The following is a 16,171-nucleotide window of genomic DNA, read 5'->3' as shown; positions in this document are numbered from 1 at the left end:
GCAGCTTCATCCTGTGACCGCCCCACCTTCAAGCGCTGGCGGCGCGCGCGCAAGAGGGCGGGCTGAGAGCGGTGGCTCCGCGGCGGTCCGGCAGCACGCCTTGCGGGCAGTGCGCACGATATTCGCAGACGCCCCTTGCACGTGCGCGGCAATTGTCTAATGTGTAGGCAGAACCATGGTGGCCTAATTTCTGTGCAAGATAGACATGACTTTTCAACCCCCGCGCTGCGCATCGGCCCGCACGAGCTGCCGAGCAATGTGATCCTCGCCCCCATGGCCGGCATCACGGATGCCCCGTTCCGCCGCATGGCGGTGCGCTACGGCGCGGGGCTGGCCGTATCCGAAATGGTGGCGAGCGCCGCGCTGATGGAAGGCAGGCCGGAAATGGTGCTGAAGGCGGAGGGACGCGGCGTGGGCCTGCATGCGGTGCAGCTGGCCGGCAACGACCCCTATTGGATGGGCGAGGCCGCGCGGCTCGCCGAGGCCGCCGGGGCGGCCATCGTCGACATCAACATGGGCTGCCCCTCCAAGCGCGTGATCACCGGCGCCGCCGGGGCCGCGCTGCTGCGCGACCTGCCGCTCGCCCGCCGCATCATCGCCGCGGTGCGCAAGGCGGTGCGCATTCCGGTCACCCTCAAGACCCGCCTCGGCTGGGACGAGGACGCGCCCACCGCCGTCACGCTGGCGCGCATGGCCGAGGCGGAGGGCGTGGGCATGGTGACGGTGCACGGCCGCACGCGCTGCCAATTCTATGGCGGACGCGCCGACTGGGCGGCGATCGGCGCGGTGAAGGCGGCGCTCGCCATTCCCGTCGTCGCCAATGGCGACGTGACCCGCCCCGCGCACGCGCCCGCCATCCGCGCCGCCTCACGCGCCGACGCGGTGATGATCGGACGCGGCGCACAGGGCCGGCCCTGGTTTCCCGGCCAGGCGGCGCGGGCCTTGGCCGGCCGCCCGGTGCCGCCCGACCCGTCGATCGCCGAGCAGCGCGACGTGCTGCTGGAGCTCTATGAGGGTTGGCTCGGCCATTACGGCACCGAGCTCGGCGTGCGCCAGGCGCGCAAGCACATCGGCTGGGCGCTGGAGGCCGCGGGGCAGGACGCCGAAGGGCAGGGGTCCGAAGCCAGCAAAGGCGCCGGCGGGGGCGCCGGCTTCGTCGCCCGGTGGCGCCGCCCGCTGCTCACCCAAGACGATCCCGCGAAGGTCGCGGCGGGGATCCGCGCGGCCTATGACGAACTCGATCGGAGGGCTGCGGCATGAAGGCCGAGGCCAAGCGCCGGCACGAGGCGGACCTGGGGCTGACCCGGGCGATCCTCGACGCCGTTCCCCATCCCGTCCTCACGGTGTCCGACGGCGGCCATGTGGTGGACGCGAACGTGGCGGCGGAGGCCTTCTTCGAGGTCAGCGCGCCGCTGCTGCGGCGCCGGCCGTTCGCCGAGTTCGTGCCGTTCGGCACGCCGCTGCTCGGCCTCATCGAGCAGGTGCGCGCGCGCGGCGCGCCGGTGAACGAATATCGCGTCGACCTCGGCACGCCCAGGAACGGCGGCGAGCGCGTCGTCGACATCCATGTCGCCCCGGTGCCGGAGCGTCCCAACCACGTGGTGGTGATGCTCCAGGAGCGCACCATCGCCGACAAGATGGACCGCCAGCTCACCCATCGCGGCGCCGCCCGCTCGGTGAGCGCGCTCGCCTCCATGCTGGCGCACGAGATCAAGAACCCGCTCTCCGGCATCCGCGGCGCGGCCCAGCTGCTGGAGCAGTCCGCCGGCGACGAGGACCGCGCGCTGACCCGCCTCATCTGCGAGGAGGCGGACCGGATCGTGAAGCTCGTCGACCGCATGGAGGTGTTCTCCGACGAGCGCCCGGTGGAGCGCGAGCCGGTCAACATCCACGCCGTGCTGGAGCATGTGCGGACCCTGGCGGCGTCGGGCTTCGCGCGGCACATCCGCTTCCACGAGGAATACGATCCCTCGCTGCCGCCGGTGTTCGCCAATCGCGACCAGCTGATCCAGGTGTTCCTCAATCTGGTGAAGAATGCGGCGGAAGCGATCGATCCCGACCAGGACGGCGAGATCCATCTCACCACCGCATTCCGGCCCGGCGTGCGGCTCACGGTCCCCGGCTCCAACTCGCGGGTCAGCCTGCCGCTTGAATTCTGCGTCCGGGACAACGGCAAGGGGGTGCCGGAAGACCTCATGCCCCATCTGTTCGACCCGTTCGTGACCACCAAGCCGACCGGAAGTGGCCTCGGTCTTGCTTTGGTGGCGAAGATCATCGGTGACCATGGCGGCATCGTCGAATGCGACAGCCAGCCCCGCCGCACCACTTTCCGCGTGCTCCTGCCGATGTATCGCGGCAAGAGCCCCGCAAACGAGGACAACTGAGGTGTCCATGCCCTCCGGAAGCATCCTGGTCGCCGACGACGACGCCGCGATCCGCACGGTGCTCAACCAAGCCCTCTCGCGGGCCGGCTACGAAGTGCGCTCGTGCGGCAATGCGGCCACCCTCTGGCGCTGGGTGAGCCAGGGCGACGGCGACCTCGTCATCACCGACGTGGTGATGCCCGACGAGAACGCCTTCGACCTCCTGCCGCGCATCAAGAAGGCGCGGCCCGAGCTGCCGGTCATCGTCATGAGCGCGCAGAACACCTTCATGACGGCGATCCGCGCCTCCGAGCGCGGCGCCTATGAATATCTGCCGAAACCCTTCGACCTGAAGGAGCTGATCTCGATCGTCGGGCGCGCGCTCGCCGAGCCCAAGAAGGGCGACCTCGGCGGGCTGCGCACCGAGGAGCAGGACAACATCCCGCTGGTGGGCCGCTCGCCCGCCATGCAGGAGATCTACCGCCTGCTCGCCCGCCTGATGCAGACCGACCTCACGGTGATGATCGCCGGCGAGAGCGGCACCGGCAAGGAGCTGGTGGCGCGCGCGCTGCACGACTACGGCAAGCGCCGCACCGGTCCGTTCGTCGCCATCAACATGGCGGCGATCCCGCGCGACCTGATCGAGAGCGAGCTGTTCGGCCACGAGAAGGGCTCCTTCACCGGCGCCACCACCCGCAATGCGGGGCGCTTCGAGCAGGCCGAGGGCGGCACGCTGTTCCTGGACGAGATCGGCGACATGCCCATGGAGGCGCAGACCCGCCTGCTGCGCGTGCTGCAGCAGGGCGAGTACACCACGGTCGGCGGGCGCACCCCCATCAAGACCGACGTGCGCATCATCGCCGCCACCAACAAGGACCTGCGCACCCTGATCCAGCAGGGCCTGTTCCGCGAGGACCTGTTCTTCCGCCTCAACGTGGTGCCGCTGCGCCTGCCGCCTTTGCGCGAGCGCTCCGAGGACGTGCCGGACCTGGTGCGCCACTTCTTCCTGCAGGCCGAGCGGGAGGGCCTGCCGGCCAAGCAGATCGACACCGCCGCGCTCGACCGGCTGAAGCGCTACCGCTGGCCGGGCAATGTGCGCGAGCTCGAGAACCTCGTCCGCCGCCTCGCCGCGCTCTATCCGCAGGAGATCATCACCCCGGCGATCATCGACGCCGAGCTCTCCGAGCCGCTGCCGAACGCGCTCTCGGAAGACGCCCCGGGCGACGCCACTTTGGCGGCCTCCGTGGAACGCCACCTCAACGCCTACTTCGCCGGGTTCGGCGAGGACCTGCCGCCGCCGGGCCTCTATCACCGCATCTTGAAGGACGTGGAGTATCCGCTGCTGTCCGCCGCCTTGGCGGCGACCCGGGGCAACCAGATCAAGGCCGCCGAGCTGCTCGGGCTCAACCGAAACACCCTGCGCAAGAAGATCCGCGACCTGGACATCCAGGTGATCCGCACGTCGCGGTGATCCGCGCTGCCCTGAGGTGACGAATGCCCCGCGGGAGAAACCCCCGCGGGGCTTCATTGACGGCCGCGCTATATCCGAATGAATATAGGTCATTGACCTGTTCATGCCGGAGCCTTGCCATGCGCACCCGCCTTTGCGCCGTTCTCTTGATTTGCCTTTCCGCCGCCTCCGCCCGCGCCGAGGAGATCCGCCTCGTCGCCGCCGGCAGCCTGACCGGCGCCTTCAACGCCATGATCGCAGATTATGGCCGCACCCATCCCAAGGACCACATCGCCACCAGATGGGGACCGTCCGGCGTGCTGCGCACCGAGCTGGAGCATGGCGGCGGCTTCGACATCTTCGCCTCCGCCGCCTTGCCGCACGCGCAGGCCCTGACCGAGAAGGGCATCGCCAGCGACAGCGTCCTGTTCGCCCGCAACGCCTTGTGCGCCATCGCGCTCGCCGACGGCCCGGCGCTCGCGTCCGACACGCTGGTCGGGATGCTGCTGAAGCCGGAGACCCGGCTCGCCACCTCCACGCCCAAGGCCGATCCCGGCGGGGACTATACGTGGGAGCTGTTCGCCCTCATCGACCAGCAGCATCCAGGCGCCTTCGCCGCCCTGAGCGGAAAGGCGCAGCAGGTGTTCGGCGGCGCCACCACCACCGGGCCGCTCAACGGCCGGCACCGCCTCGCTGTCGTGCTCGGCGACAAGGGCGCCGATGTGGCCATCTATTATTGCTCGGGCACGCAGGAGATGAGCAAGGCCGAGCCGGGCAGATACAAGGTGGTGGCGCTGCCGCGGGACCTCGCGGTGGGGCCGGAATACGGCCTCACCCTCGCCAACACCGCCACGCTGCCGGCGGCGGATTTCGCCATGTACATCCTCTCCCCCGCCGGCCAGAAGACGCTGGCGGACTTCGGTTTCATTCCGGTGACGCTGCCGACCGCACGCTGATTCGCCCAAAGCGCCCCGCGGTCCTGCCCGGCCGCGCGCCCTTCCGCGGCACCCGCCGCGCAGGGGCGGGTGGGGAAATCGCCGCGCCGTCGTTCACCCCGCTACCTGCTTGGCCTCCACCAGCCGCAAATGCGGTGGAGGGGGGTGCGTCTGTCACATTTTTGCACCAGTGTCGTTCCACAGCATCACCCCGGCCCGCGAATCATTCCGGTCGCGGCGCCGCGTTCCGGGTGCACCATCCCAATGTCCGATGTTTCGGTTGAGGACCACGTGGCCGCGCCCATGCTGCCGAAGCGCCGCGGCCTCACGCGCTTCATCGCGCCGGTCATCGTCGGCATCGCGCTCACCTCGGCGATCGCCACCTTCCTGGTGCTCATGGGACTGACCACCATCGTGCCCACGCCGGAGGTGGTGGTGGGCATGCTGGCGGTGAGCGGCGTCGCGGTCCTGGCGCTCCTGGTGGTGATCGGCCTCGAGGTCAGGGGCATCGTCCGGGCGCGGGCGCGCGGGCGGGCGGCCTCGCGGCTTCACGTGCGCATCGTCGCGCTGTTCGCGGTGATCGCCGTGGTGCCCACCATCGTCGTCGCCGTGGTGGCGAGCCTGACGCTCGACCGCAGCCTCGACCGCTTCTTCTCCTCCCGCACCCAGGAGATCGTCGCCACCGCCAGCTCGGTGGCGCAGACCTACATCCGCGAGCACGCGCTCTCGATCCGCGGCGACGTGATGGCCATGGCCAACGACATCTCCCGGCTCAAGGAGCTCTACGGCACCGACCCGGAGAAGTTCCGGCAGATCCTCACCGCCCAGGCGGCGCTGCGCAACGTGCCGGGCGCGCAGATCGTCAAGCGCGACCTGTCGGTGGTGGAGCGCGCCAACCTGCGCACCGAGCGCGAATATCTGGTGCCCTCCAACATCGCCATCGGCGACGCCACGGTGGACCAGCCGATCATCTATTTGCCGTCCGACGCGGATTTCGTGGGCGCGGTGATCCCGCTGCAGAATTTCGACGACCTGTTCCTCTACGTGGCGCGGCCCATCGACCCGCGCGTCATCGGCTATCTGAGGGTGACCCGCGAGACGCTGGCGGACTACCGCGCGCTGGAGGAGCGGCGCACCACGGTGCAGCTCGCCTTCGCCGCCATGTATGCGGTCATCACGCTGATCGTGCTGCTGTCGGCGGTGTGGCTCGGCATCAATTTCTCGAAATGGCTGGTGGCGCCGATCCGCCGCCTGATGTGGGCCGCAGGGCGTGTCGCGAGCGGCAATCTCGACGTCCAGGTGCCGGTGAACCGCGCCGAGGGCGACCTCGCCTCGCTCGGCGAGACCTTCAACAAGATGACCGGCGAGCTGCGCACCCAGCGCAACGCATTGGTGACCGCGCGCGACCAGATCGACAGCCGCCGGCGCTTCACCGAGGCGGTGCTGTCGGGCGTCGGCGCCGGTGTGATCGGCCTCGACGCCGACGAGCGCGTGACCATCCTCAACCGCTCCGCCGAGCGCGTGCTGGGTCTTGCCGAGGCGGACGCGCTCGGGCGCAAGCTCGCCGAGGTGGTGCCGGAGACCGCCGGCCTGCTCGCCGAGGCCGAGAGCGCGCGCGAGCGCTTCGTCCAGGGCAACATCACGGTGCACCGCGAGGGGCGCGAGCGCGTCTTCGCCATGCGCGTGACCACCGAGCAGTCGGCGGAGGACGACCACGGCTGGGTGGTGACGCTCGACGACATCACCGCCCTCATCGCCGCCCAGCGCACCTCCGCCTGGGCCGACGTGGCGCGCCGCATCGCCCACGAGATCAAGAACCCGCTGACCCCGATCCAGCTCTCGGCCGAGCGTCTGAAGCGCAAATACGGACGCCACATCACCCAGGACCGCGACGTGTTCGACCAGTGCACCGACACCATCATCCGCCAGGTCGGCGACATCGGCCGCATGGTGGACGAATTCTCCTCCTTCGCCCGCATGCCCAAGCCCGTGGTGGACGCGCAGGACCTCACCGAGACCATCCGCCAGTCGGTGTTCCTGGCGCGGGTGGGGCATCCCGATCTGATCTTCGAGACCGATCTGCCGGCGAGCCTGCCGGCCCGGTACGACCGCAGGCTCATCTCCCAGGCCCTGACCAACATCCTCAAGAACGCCGCCGAGGCCATCGAGGCCGTGCCGGGCGACGTGCGCGGGCAGGGCTTGATCCGCATCAAGGCGCAACAGGTGGGCGACGACCTCATCATGGACGTGATCGACAACGGAACCGGCCTGCCCCAGGACAAGCGCAGCCGCCTGCTGGAGCCCTACGTGACCACCCGGGAGAAGGGCACCGGCCTCGGGCTCGCCATCGTCGGCAAGATCATGGAGGAGCATGGCGGCGGCATCGAGCTGAACGACGCCCCCGGGGAACGCGGCGCCTGGATCCGCCTGCGCATCCGCCAGGACGGAAGGTCGGAGGGCGCGCCGACCGCCGCGCCGAGCGCGGCGGGGAGGGCCTGAGCGATGCCCATGGACATTCTCATCGTCGACGACGAGGCCGACATCGGCGAGCTGGTCTCCGGCATTCTGGAGGACGAGGGCTATGGCGCCCGCACCGCCCGCGACGCGGATTCGGCGCTCGCCGCCATCGCGCTCCGGCGGCCCAACCTGATCTTCCTCGACATCTGGCTCCAGGGCTCGCGCCTCGACGGCCTCGAACTGCTCAACGAGATCAAGGCCCAGCACCCCGACGTGCCGGTGGTGATGATCTCCGGCCACGGCAACATCGAAACCGCGGTCGCCGCCATCAAGCGCGGCGCCTATGACTTCATCGAGAAGCCGTTCAACGCCGACCGCCTGGTGATGGTGGCGGAACGCGCGCTCGAGACCCTGCGCCTCAAGCGCGAGCTCAAGGAGCTGAAGCAGCTCACGCCGCACGGGCGCGCCATGGTGGGCCGCTCCTCCTCGGTGCAGCAGCTGAAGGCCACCATCGAGCGGGTGGGCCCGACCAATTCGCGCATCCTCATCGTCGGCCCGTCCGGCTCCGGCAAGGAGCTGACCGCGCGCATGATCCATGCCGCCTCCACCCGCGCCAACGGGCCGTTCGTGGTGCTCAATTCCGCCGCCATCACGCCGGACCGGCTCGAATACGAGCTGTTCGGCGTCGACGCGGGCGAGGACCGCGAGCGCATGCGCGGCGCCCTGGAGGAGGCGCACGGCGGCACGCTGTTCCTCGACGAGATCGCCGACATGCCGCGCGAGACCCAGAACCGGGTGCTGCGGGTGCTGGTGGAGCAGACCTTCTCCCGCGTCGGCTCGGCCGAGAAGGTGAGCGTCGACGTGCGCATCATCTCCTCCACCGCCCGCAACCTGGAGGAGGAGATCGCCAAGGGCCGGTTCCGCGAGGACCTCTACCACCGCCTCTCGGTGGTGCCGATCCGGGTGCCGCCGCTCGCCGAGCGCCGCGAGGACATTCCCGACCTCGTGGAGTTCTTCGTCGATTCGATCTCGCTGACCACGGGCCTGGCGCGCCGGCCCATCGGCGAGGACGCCATGGCGGTGCTGCAGTCGCACGACTGGCCCGGCAATGTGCGCCAGCTGCGCAACAACGTGGAGCGGCTGCTGATTCTCGCCGGCGGCGACCCGGAGGCCACCATCACCGCCTCCATGCTGCCGCCGGACGTGGGCGCGCTGGTGCCGAGCCTGCCCAACGGCAATGGCGGCGAGCATCTCATGGGCCTGCCGCTGCGGGAGGCGCGCGAGGTGTTCGAGCGCGAGTATCTCGCCGCCCAGATCAACCGCTTCGGCGGCAACATCTCGCGCACCGCCGAGTTCGTCGGCATGGAGCGCTCGGCGCTCCACCGCAAGCTGAAGGCGCTCGGCGTGGGCTGATCGGCCTGTGCCAAAAAGGGGGACGCGCGGGGGCTCGTCTTCCCCGGACGGGACGCTTAACCTGCGGCGGCGGGCGAGCAGGGCGGGGAACGCGCCGACGGTCGAAGCGGCGGGGAAGGGTGGGGCGATGAAGGTCGTGATCTGCGGAGCGGGGCAGGTGGGGTTCGGCATCGCCGAGCAGCTCGCCGGCGAGCAGAACGACGTGTCCATCGTCGACACGAACCCGCGCCGCATCCAGATGGTGGCCGACCAGCTCGACGTGCGCGGCGTGGTGGGCATGGGCTCGCACCCGGACGTGCTGGCCAAGGCCGGCATCGACCATGCCGACATGATCATCGCCGTGACCTTGCACGACGAGGTCAACATGATCGCCTGCCAGGTGGCCCACGCGCTGTTCAACGTGCCCACCAAGGTGGCGCGCATCCGCGCCCAGTCCTACCTTTCGGCCGAATGGCGCGATCTGCTCTCGCGCGACCACCTGCCCATCGACGTGGTGATCTCGCCCGAGATCGAGGTCGGCGAGATGGTGCTGCGCCGCCTCTCGCTGCCCGGCGCCATCGACACCGTCACCTTCGCCGACGGCGCGGTGGTGGTGGCGGGGGTGCATTGCGGCGAGGAATGCCCGGTGGTGGACACGCCGCTGAACCAGCTCACCGATCTGTTCCCCGACCTCCAGGCCACGATCGTGGCGGTGAGCCGGGGCGGCAAGACCCTGGTGCCGCGCTCCACCGAGCAGCTTCTCACCGGCGACATCGCCTATTTCGTGGCGCAGGCGGACCAGGTGCAGCGCACCCTGTCGATCTTCGGCCACGACGAGATTCCGGGCCAGCGCATCGTCATCGCCGGCGGCGGCAATATCGGCCTCTACGTCGCGAGCGAGCTGGAGAAGCGCAATCTCGGCGCCCGCGTCAAGGTGATCGAGGCCTCGCGCGAGCGCGCCCAGACCATCGCCGAGGTGCTCGCGCGCTCGGTGGTGCTGAGCGGCGACGCGCTCGACCGCGCCATCCTCGACGAGGCGGGGGTCGGCGATGCCGACACCATGATCGCGCTGACCAATGACGACCGCATCAACATCCTCTCCTGCCTGCTCTCCAAGCAAATCGGGGCGCGGCGCATCCTGGCGCTGCTGAACGAGCAGGGCTACGCCTCGTTCGCGCGCGGCCTCGGCATCGACGCCCATGTGAATCCGCGCCAGATCACCGTCTCCAAGGTGCTCCAGCACGTGCGGCGCGGGCGCATCCGGGGCGTCCACGCGCTGCTCGACGGGGCCGGCGAGATGATCGAGGCGGAGGCGCTGGAGACCTCGCCGCTGGTGGGCAAGCCGCTGCGCGACCTCGGCCTGCTGGACGGTCTGCGGATCGGCGCCATCGTGCGCAACGGGCAGGTGATGCTGCCCACGGGCGACTTCGTGGTGCGCGCCCATGACCGGGTGGTGCTGTTCGCCCTCGCCGAACGCATCAAGCGCGTGGAACAGCTGTTCCGCGTCGCGCTCGAATTCTTCTGAGCCCGGCATGCTCGACGCCGCCCGCACGCTCGCCGGCGCCCTGTTCGCCACCGGCCTCATGGCGCTGCTGCCCGCGGCCGTGGCCGCGCGCCTGGGCAGCGGGCAGGCGCCGGCCTTTCTCGCCACCGGCCTGTTCTGCATCTTCATCGCCGGCGCGCTGCGCTTCTCCACCCAGGGCGTGAGCGCGCGCCTGCGGCCGGCGCAGGGGCTCGGCGGCCTGGTCGCGCTCTGGATCGTGGTGCCGCTCGCGGCGACCCCCGCCATCGCCATCTCTTCCGGCCTGGCCCCGCTCGCCGCCTGGCTGGAGGCGACCTCGGCCCTGACCGCCACCGGGCTGACCGCGCTCCGGCAGGGGCCGGCGGCGCTCTTTGTCTGGCTCGCTCTGCTGCAATGGGCCGGGGGCTTCCTCACCATCGTCTCGGCGCTCGCCATCCTGGCGCCGGCCGGGCTCGGCGGCCTGCCCGACCGCACGGTGCGCGGCGGCGGGGCGGTGGACGCGGCGGACCTGCGCCTGATCGTCTCGGAGACGGCGCCGCTCTACGCCGCCGGCACGCTCGCCATCGCTCTCGTGCTGCTGATGGACGGGGAGCCGTTCTACGTCGCCTTCACGCTCGCCACCGCGGTGGCGTCCGCCGGCGCCCACCTGCCGCCCGAGGCGCACCTCGCGCTGGCGCTCGGCCCCGAGGTCAAGTGGCTGCTGCTGCCGTTCCTCCTGTGGAGCGCCACCAGCGTGCGCTGGCATCGCGCTTTGGCGACGCGCCGCGTCAATGCCGCGCCGGACCAGCCGGAGAGCCTGGTGGTGCTGGCCTATTGGGTGGTGCTGGGGATCGTGCTCGGCGCCATCCTGTTCCGGGCGGCGCAGGTGGACGCCTTCGAGGCGGTGCGCGACGGCCTGTTCTCCGCCGCCTCGCTGATCGCCACCAGCGGCATCGGCGCGCGGGAGGGCACCTATGAGAGCCTGCCGCTCGGCCTGGTGATCGCCGTGGCGCTGCTCGGCGGCGGTGCGTTTTCGGTGGCGGGCGGGCTGAAGATGCTGCGGCTGCGCGCCATGCTGCTGCGCACCCGCGGCGACCTCATGCGTCTCGTCTACCCCAATCTGGTGCAGCCCGCGTCCCTGGGGGAGGGCGGCATGGGCTCGGCCATGCGCGGGGTGTGGGTGGGCGCGGCGGCGTTCTTCATGCTGTTCGCGGCGGCGCTGATCGCGGTCAGCCCCGGTCTGCCCAGCTTCGAGGCCGCGTTCGCCGCCGCCGCGGCGCTGGTCAGCAACACCGGGCCAGTCTATGACGCCGCCGGCAAGGGCTGGCCTGCGATCGCCAGCCTGCCCACCGGCTCGGTGCTCGCGGCCGGTCTCACGATGATCGCGGCGCGGCTCGAGATCATCGGCCTCGCCGTGGTGATCCATCTCCTGTTCTGGCGCACGTGAGCCTTGCCATGTCCCGCATCGCCTATGTCAACGGCCGCTATCTCCCCCACCGCAGCGCCAGCGTCCATGTGGAGGACCGGGGCTACCAGTTCTCCGACGGCGTCTACGAGGTCTGCGAGGTGCGCGGCGGGCGATTGGTCGACGCCCGCCGCCACCTCGACCGGCTGGACCGCTCCCTGAGCGAGCTGCGCATCGCCGCGCCCATGGGCCGCGCCGCGCTCACCCAGGTGCTGAAGGAGGTGGTGGCGCGCAACGGGGTGAAGGACGGCATCGTCTATCTCCAGGTGACCCGGGGCGTCGCCCGGCGCGACCATGCCTTTCCGGCGCCCGGCACGGCGCCGAGCCTGGTGGTCACCGCGCGCCGCGCCGACCCGGCGGCCCAGGAGCGGCTCGCCGAAGCGGGCGTGCGCGTCATCTGCGTGCCGGAGAACCGATGGCCGCGGGTGGACATCAAGACCGTGGGGCTTTTGCCCAACGTGCTTGCCAAGCAGCAGGCCAAGGAGGCGGGCGCCCGCGAGGCGTGGTTCGTGGATGCCGCCGGCTACGTCACGGAAGGATCGTCCACCAATGCCTGGATCGTCACCACAGACGGGCGGATCGTCACCCGGCCGGCCGAGAGCGGCATCCTGAAGGGCATCACCCGGGCGGTGGTGATGGAGGCGGCGCGCGCGCTCGGCCTCGTCGTCGAGGAGCGGGCGTTCACGCCGCAGGAGGCCTACGGCGCCCGCGAGGCTTTCATCACCGCCGCCTCGACGGTGGTGATGCCGGTGGTGGAAATCGATGGCCGGGCCGTGGGCAATGCCCATCCCGGGGCCGTCGCGCTGGAGCTGCGGCAACGATTCCACGCCTTCGCAGAGGTAACATGATATAAGTAAGTCGGCATCAGGATGCTGCAGAGCAAAAATTATTGCGCCGCTGCAGCACTGTGCCATTCTAGCGTGACAACTGCCCCCGGCACGCTTGGCACGGACGCCCGGCAACGGGGGCTCAACGCCCTAAAAAAACGGATATCAAAATGGCGGCGGAACGGCAACAGAACCTCCAAGACACTTTCCTGAACCACGTCCGCAAGAACAAGACGCCCCTGACCATCTTTCTCGTCAACGGGGTGAAGCTGCAGGGCGTGGTCACCTGGTTCGACAACTTCTGCGTGCTGCTGCGCCGCGATGGACATTCGCAGCTGGTGTACAAGCACGCCATCTCAACCATCATGCCGGGGCACCCGGTGCAATTGTTCGATCCCGCCGACGACGCAGGAGAGAAGGCCTGATCCCGTGGAGCGCCGCAGCCCCAAGGGGGGCGCCAAGGGGGGTGCCAACAAGGGGGCAGGAGCGGGGACCGCGACAGCGGGCATGACCGGCTCCAACATGACCGGCTCCAACACGGCAGGGTCCGGCGGCGCGGGCGCGCGCCCGTCCGCATCGCCGGAAGGCCATCCCGATCTGCGCGGGAAGGACGGCGCCGCCGGTCCCGCCTCGACGCGGGGCGGGGTGGATCGGCGCGCGCCGCCGGTCCGCTGCGCGGTCCTCTCTCCCATCCTCTCCAAGCGCGCGACGCGCGGCAGCGCCGAGCGGCGCAGCCCGCAGGCGCGCCTCGACGAGGCGGTGGGCCTTGCCGCCGCCATCGATCTCGACGTGATCTATCGCGGCCTGGTGCCGCTCTCAGACATCCGCCCCGCCACCTATCTCGGCACCGGCAAGGTGGAGGAGATCGCCGGCATCGTGAAGGCGGAGGCCATCGACCTCGTGTTCTTCGACGCCGCGCTCTCGCCCGTGCAGCAGCGCAACTTGGAAAAGGCCTGGTCCGCCAAGGTTGTGGACCGCACGGCGCTGATCCTCGAAATCTTCGGCGCGCGCGCCCGCACGAAGGAGGGCGCGCTCCAGGTCGAGCTGGCCCACCTCAACTACCAGCGCTCGCGCCTGGTGCGCTCCTGGACCCATCTGGAGCGCCAGCGCGGCGGCTTCGGCTTCCTCGGCGGCCCCGGCGAGACCCAGATCGAGGCCGACCGGCGGCTGATCGGCGAGCGCATCGTGCGCATCGAGAAGGAGCTGGAGCAGGTCAAGCGCACGCGCGGCCTGCACCGGGCGAGCCGCAAGCGCGTGCCGTATCCCATCGTTGCCCTGGTGGGCTACACCAATGCCGGCAAGTCGACGCTGTTCAACCGGCTCACCCGCGCCGCGGTGACGGCCCAGGACCTGCTGTTCGCCACCCTCGATCCGACGCTGCGCGCGGTCGACCTGCCGCACGGCACGCGCATCATCCTGTCCGACACGGTGGGCTTCATCTCCGAGCTGCCGACCCAGCTGGTGGCGGCGTTCCGCGCCACCCTGGAGGAGGTGCTGGAGGCCGATTTGATCCTGCATGTGCGCGACATCTCCCACCCCGACAGCGACGCCCAGGCGCGCGACGTGGAGGACGTGCTGACCGACCTCGGCGTGGAGAGCGCGGCCGGCGGGCGCGTGGTGGAGGTGTGGAACAAGATCGACCGCCTCGGCGCCGCCGAGCGCGAGGCGGTGGAGAATCAGTGCCGCCGCGCGGACGGCGTGGAGGGCCCGGTGGCGGTCTCGGCGCTCACGGGCGAGGGCACCGAGCCCCTGCTCGGCCTGATGGAGCGGCGCATCACCGCCGATCGGGTGACGCTCGCCGTCACGCTGGCCGCCGAGGACGGCGAGGGGCTCGGCTGGCTCTATCGCCACGGGGAGGTGCTGGATCGCACCGCCGATGCCGAGGGCACGGTGCACGTCGCATTGCGCCTGCCGCCCGAGCGGGTCCGCCTGGTGGCACGCAAGTTCGGCGCCCGGCGCGTGCGCAAGGTCTGAAAGCGGGCGAAAACCTCAGCCGGCGCGGCGCAGCACGAAGACGAGCCGGGCTCCGTCCCGCGAGCAATGCTCCAGCAGGTCGCCGCGCTCGCGCACCAGATTGGGGATGTCGATGGCCGCCATCGGATCGGTGCAGACGAGGCGCACCCGCCCGCCGGGCGCGAGCCCCGCCAGCGCCTTGCGGGCGCGCAGCACGGGCAGGGGGCATTTCAGCCCGCTGAGGTCCAGATCGAGGTCCGGCGCCGGCAGGCTTGCGCCGTCCGCGCCGTCGCGCCCGCTCACCCGGCCTGGTCCTTCAGGCGGGCGAGGCTCTCGTCGCGGCCGAGCACCATCAGCACGTCGAAGATCGGCGGCGAGGTGCTGGTGCCGGTGAGCGCCGCGCGCAGCGGCTGGGCCACCGCGCCGAGCTTCACCCCGGCCTCGCCGGCATAAAGGCGCACCGCCGCCTCGGTGGCGGCCGCGGTCCAGTCCGCCGCCTCCAGGAGCGGCAGCAGCCTGGCCAGATGCGCCTTGCCCTCGGCGGTGAGCAGAGCGGCGGCCTTCTCGTCCAGCGGGATCGGCCGCTCGAGGAAGATGAACTCGGCATTGTCGATCAGCTCGACCACGGTCTTCGCCCGCTCCTTCAGCCCCGGCATGGCGGCGGCGAGCTGGGCGCGGCGCGCGGGCGTCACGCGCGCGAGGCGGTGCGCGGCGTCCGGCAGATGCGGCATCAGCGCGTCGATGGCCGCCAGCAGCTCGGCGTCGGTGGCGGCGCGCATGTACTGGCCGTTGAGGTTCTCGAGCTTCTGGAAGTCGAAGCGGGCGGCGGAGCGGCCCACCTTGTCGAGATCGAAATAGGCGATCATCTCCTCGGTGGAGAACACCTCCTGGTCGCCGTGGCTCCAGCCGAGGCGCACCAGATAATTGCGCAGCGCCGCCGGCAGATAGCCCATGTCGCGATAGGCGTCGACGCCGAGCGCGCCGTGGCGCTTGGAGAGCTTCGCCCCGTCGGGCCCGTGGATCAGCGGAATGTGCGCCATCTGCGGCACCTGCCAGCCGAGCGCGCGATAGATCTGGGTCTGGCGCGCGGCGTTGGTGAGGTGGTCGTCGCCGCGGATGACGTGGGTGATGCCCATGTCGTGGTCGTCCACCACCACCGCCAGCATGTAAGTGGGCGTGCCGTCCGAGCGCAGCAGCACCAGATCGTCGAGATCCTTGTTGGGGAAGGTGACGGCGCCCTGCACCATGTCCTCGATCACGGTCTCCCCGGCTTGGGGCGCGCGCAGGCGGATCACCGGGGCGCGGTCCCTCGGCCCCTCGGCCGGATCACGGTCGCGCCAGCGCCCGTCATAGCGCGGCGGGCGGCCCTCCTTGCGGGCGAGCTCGCGCATCTCGTCAAGCTCCTGCGGCGTCGCCCAGCAGCGATAGGCATTGCCCCGCGCCAGCATCTCCTCCACCGCCTCCTGGTGCCGCGCGGCACGGGCGAACTGGTAGATCGGCTCCCCGTCCCAGGTGATGCCGAGCCATTCGAGCCCCTCGATGATGGCGGCGATGGCCTCCTTGGTGGAGCGCTGGCGATCGGTGTCCTCGATGCGCAGCAGCATCCGCCCGCCGGTGTGGCGGGCATAGAGCCAGTTGAACAGCGCCGTCCGCGCGCCGCCGATATGCAGGAAGCCCGTGGGCGAGGGGGCAAAGCGGGTGACGATCTGCGACATGGACGTCTCGGGGAGCCTCTCGGGGGAAACGAAGGACGGCCGGCGCGGCGGCGGCACGGAGGCGGTGCGCCGGACACGGCGCTCCGGGGCCGCCCCGGGGCCTGCGCAGGCGC

General features: G+C 70.7%; 13 protein-coding genes. 11 read left to right on the top strand and 2 right to left on the bottom strand.

Annotated features, from left to right (window positions below):
- Positions 1-192 precede the first annotated feature (192 nt).
- From dusB to hflX, 11 genes are all read left to right on the top strand, one after another.
- Positions 193-1,260, top strand: coding sequence for a tRNA dihydrouridine synthase DusB (dusB, locus tag ABLE88_RS00460; protein ID WP_348829374.1), 1,068 nt, complete (start codon positions 193-195; stop codon positions 1,258-1,260).
- Positions 1,257-2,384, top strand: coding sequence for a two-component system sensor histidine kinase NtrB (locus ABLE88_RS00455; protein WP_348829372.1), 1,128 nt, complete (start codon positions 1,257-1,259; stop codon positions 2,382-2,384). The genes dusB and ABLE88_RS00455 overlap by 4 nt, the downstream gene beginning before the upstream one ends.
- A 7-nt stretch (positions 2,385-2,391) precedes the next feature.
- Positions 2,392-3,834 carry a nitrogen regulation protein NR(I) gene (ntrC, locus tag ABLE88_RS00450; protein WP_348831047.1) on the top strand — a complete coding sequence of 481 codons (1,443 nt, stop codon included), beginning with the start codon at positions 2,392-2,394 and terminating at the stop codon, positions 3,832-3,834.
- Between the two features lie 119 nt (positions 3,835-3,953).
- Positions 3,954-4,769 (top strand): substrate-binding domain-containing protein, encoded by an 816-nt coding sequence (locus ABLE88_RS00445; protein ID WP_348829371.1) that lies wholly within the window; start codon positions 3,954-3,956, stop codon positions 4,767-4,769.
- 243 nt (positions 4,770-5,012) lie between these two features.
- Positions 5,013-7,247 carry a sensor histidine kinase NtrY-like gene (locus tag ABLE88_RS00440; protein WP_348829370.1) on the top strand — a complete coding sequence of 745 codons (2,235 nt, stop codon included), beginning with the start codon at positions 5,013-5,015 and terminating at the stop codon, positions 7,245-7,247.
- A gap of 3 nt (positions 7,248-7,250) precedes the next feature.
- Positions 7,251-8,618 (top strand): nitrogen assimilation response regulator NtrX, encoded by a 1,368-nt coding sequence (gene ntrX, locus ABLE88_RS00435; RefSeq protein ID WP_348829369.1) that lies wholly within the window; start codon positions 7,251-7,253, stop codon positions 8,616-8,618.
- A 127-nt stretch (positions 8,619-8,745) separates the two neighbouring features.
- On the top strand, positions 8,746-10,122 hold the full coding sequence (gene trkA / locus ABLE88_RS00430) for a Trk system potassium transporter TrkA (RefSeq protein WP_348829368.1): 1,377 nt from the start codon (positions 8,746-8,748) through the stop codon (positions 10,120-10,122).
- Between the two features lie 7 nt (positions 10,123-10,129).
- The gene (locus tag ABLE88_RS00425) at positions 10,130-11,545 is read left to right on the top strand and encodes a hypothetical protein (protein ID WP_348829367.1); all 1,416 of its coding nucleotides are present in this window, start codon (positions 10,130-10,132) and stop codon (positions 11,543-11,545) included.
- An 8-nt stretch (positions 11,546-11,553) separates the two neighbouring features.
- Positions 11,554-12,411 carry a D-amino-acid transaminase gene (locus tag ABLE88_RS00420; RefSeq protein ID WP_348829366.1) on the top strand — a complete coding sequence of 286 codons (858 nt, stop codon included), beginning with the start codon at positions 11,554-11,556 and terminating at the stop codon, positions 12,409-12,411.
- A gap of 149 nt (positions 12,412-12,560) precedes the next feature.
- Entirely contained in the window at positions 12,561-12,815 is a 255-nt protein-coding gene (hfq, locus tag ABLE88_RS00415; RefSeq protein ID WP_348829365.1) for an RNA chaperone Hfq, read from the top strand.
- An 82-nt stretch (positions 12,816-12,897) separates the two neighbouring features.
- Complete coding sequence (gene hflX, locus ABLE88_RS00410) at positions 12,898-14,364, top strand: GTPase HflX (protein WP_348829363.1); 1,467 nt, start codon at positions 12,898-12,900, stop codon at positions 14,362-14,364.
- A 15-nt stretch (positions 14,365-14,379) separates the two neighbouring features.
- Here hflX and ABLE88_RS00405 read toward each other — a convergent pair whose 3' ends face one another.
- Both ABLE88_RS00405 and gltX read right to left on the bottom strand, forming a co-directional pair.
- Positions 14,380-14,646, bottom strand: a complete 267-nt coding sequence (locus ABLE88_RS00405) for a sulfurtransferase TusA family protein (protein WP_348829362.1) — start codon at positions 14,644-14,646, stop codon at positions 14,380-14,382.
- Positions 14,643-16,058, bottom strand: coding sequence for a glutamate--tRNA ligase (gltX, locus tag ABLE88_RS00400; RefSeq protein ID WP_348829361.1), 1,416 nt, complete (start codon positions 16,056-16,058; stop codon positions 14,643-14,645). Before gltX ends, ABLE88_RS00405 begins: the two co-directional genes overlap by 4 nt.
- Positions 16,059-16,171: the final 113 nt, after the last annotated feature.

Source organism: Xanthobacter luteus, assembly GCF_040049235.1.
GTDB lineage: Bacteria > Pseudomonadota > Alphaproteobacteria > Rhizobiales > Xanthobacteraceae > Xanthobacter.
The sequence above is the reverse complement of the archived record's forward strand: the minus strand, read 5'-3'. Positions and strand labels throughout refer to the sequence as shown.

Excerpts from the sequence above, each read along its gene's own strand:
- ntrX (WP_348829369.1), top strand. The coding sequence starts at position 7,251 with ATGCCCATGGACATTCTCATCGTCGACGACGAGGCCGACATCGGCGAG.
- ntrC (WP_348831047.1), top strand. The coding sequence starts at position 2,392 with ATGCCCTCCGGAAGCATCCTGGTCGCCGACGACGACGCCGCGATCCGC.
- ABLE88_RS00440 (WP_348829370.1), top strand. The coding sequence starts at position 5,013 with ATGTCCGATGTTTCGGTTGAGGACCACGTGGCCGCGCCCATGCTGCCG.
- gltX (WP_348829361.1), bottom strand. The coding sequence starts at position 16,058 with ATGTCGCAGATCGTCACCCGCTTTGCCCCCTCGCCCACGGGCTTCCTG.
- ABLE88_RS00425 (WP_348829367.1), top strand. The coding sequence starts at position 10,130 with ATGCTCGACGCCGCCCGCACGCTCGCCGGCGCCCTGTTCGCCACCGGC.
- hflX (WP_348829363.1), top strand. The coding sequence starts at position 12,898 with ATGACCGGCTCCAACATGACCGGCTCCAACACGGCAGGGTCCGGCGGC.
- ABLE88_RS00420 (WP_348829366.1), top strand. The coding sequence starts at position 11,554 with ATGTCCCGCATCGCCTATGTCAACGGCCGCTATCTCCCCCACCGCAGC.
- trkA (WP_348829368.1), top strand. The coding sequence starts at position 8,746 with ATGAAGGTCGTGATCTGCGGAGCGGGGCAGGTGGGGTTCGGCATCGCC.
- ABLE88_RS00455 (WP_348829372.1), top strand. The coding sequence starts at position 1,257 with ATGAAGGCCGAGGCCAAGCGCCGGCACGAGGCGGACCTGGGGCTGACC.
- hfq (WP_348829365.1), top strand. The coding sequence starts at position 12,561 with ATGGCGGCGGAACGGCAACAGAACCTCCAAGACACTTTCCTGAACCAC.
- ABLE88_RS00445 (WP_348829371.1), top strand. The coding sequence starts at position 3,954 with ATGCGCACCCGCCTTTGCGCCGTTCTCTTGATTTGCCTTTCCGCCGCC.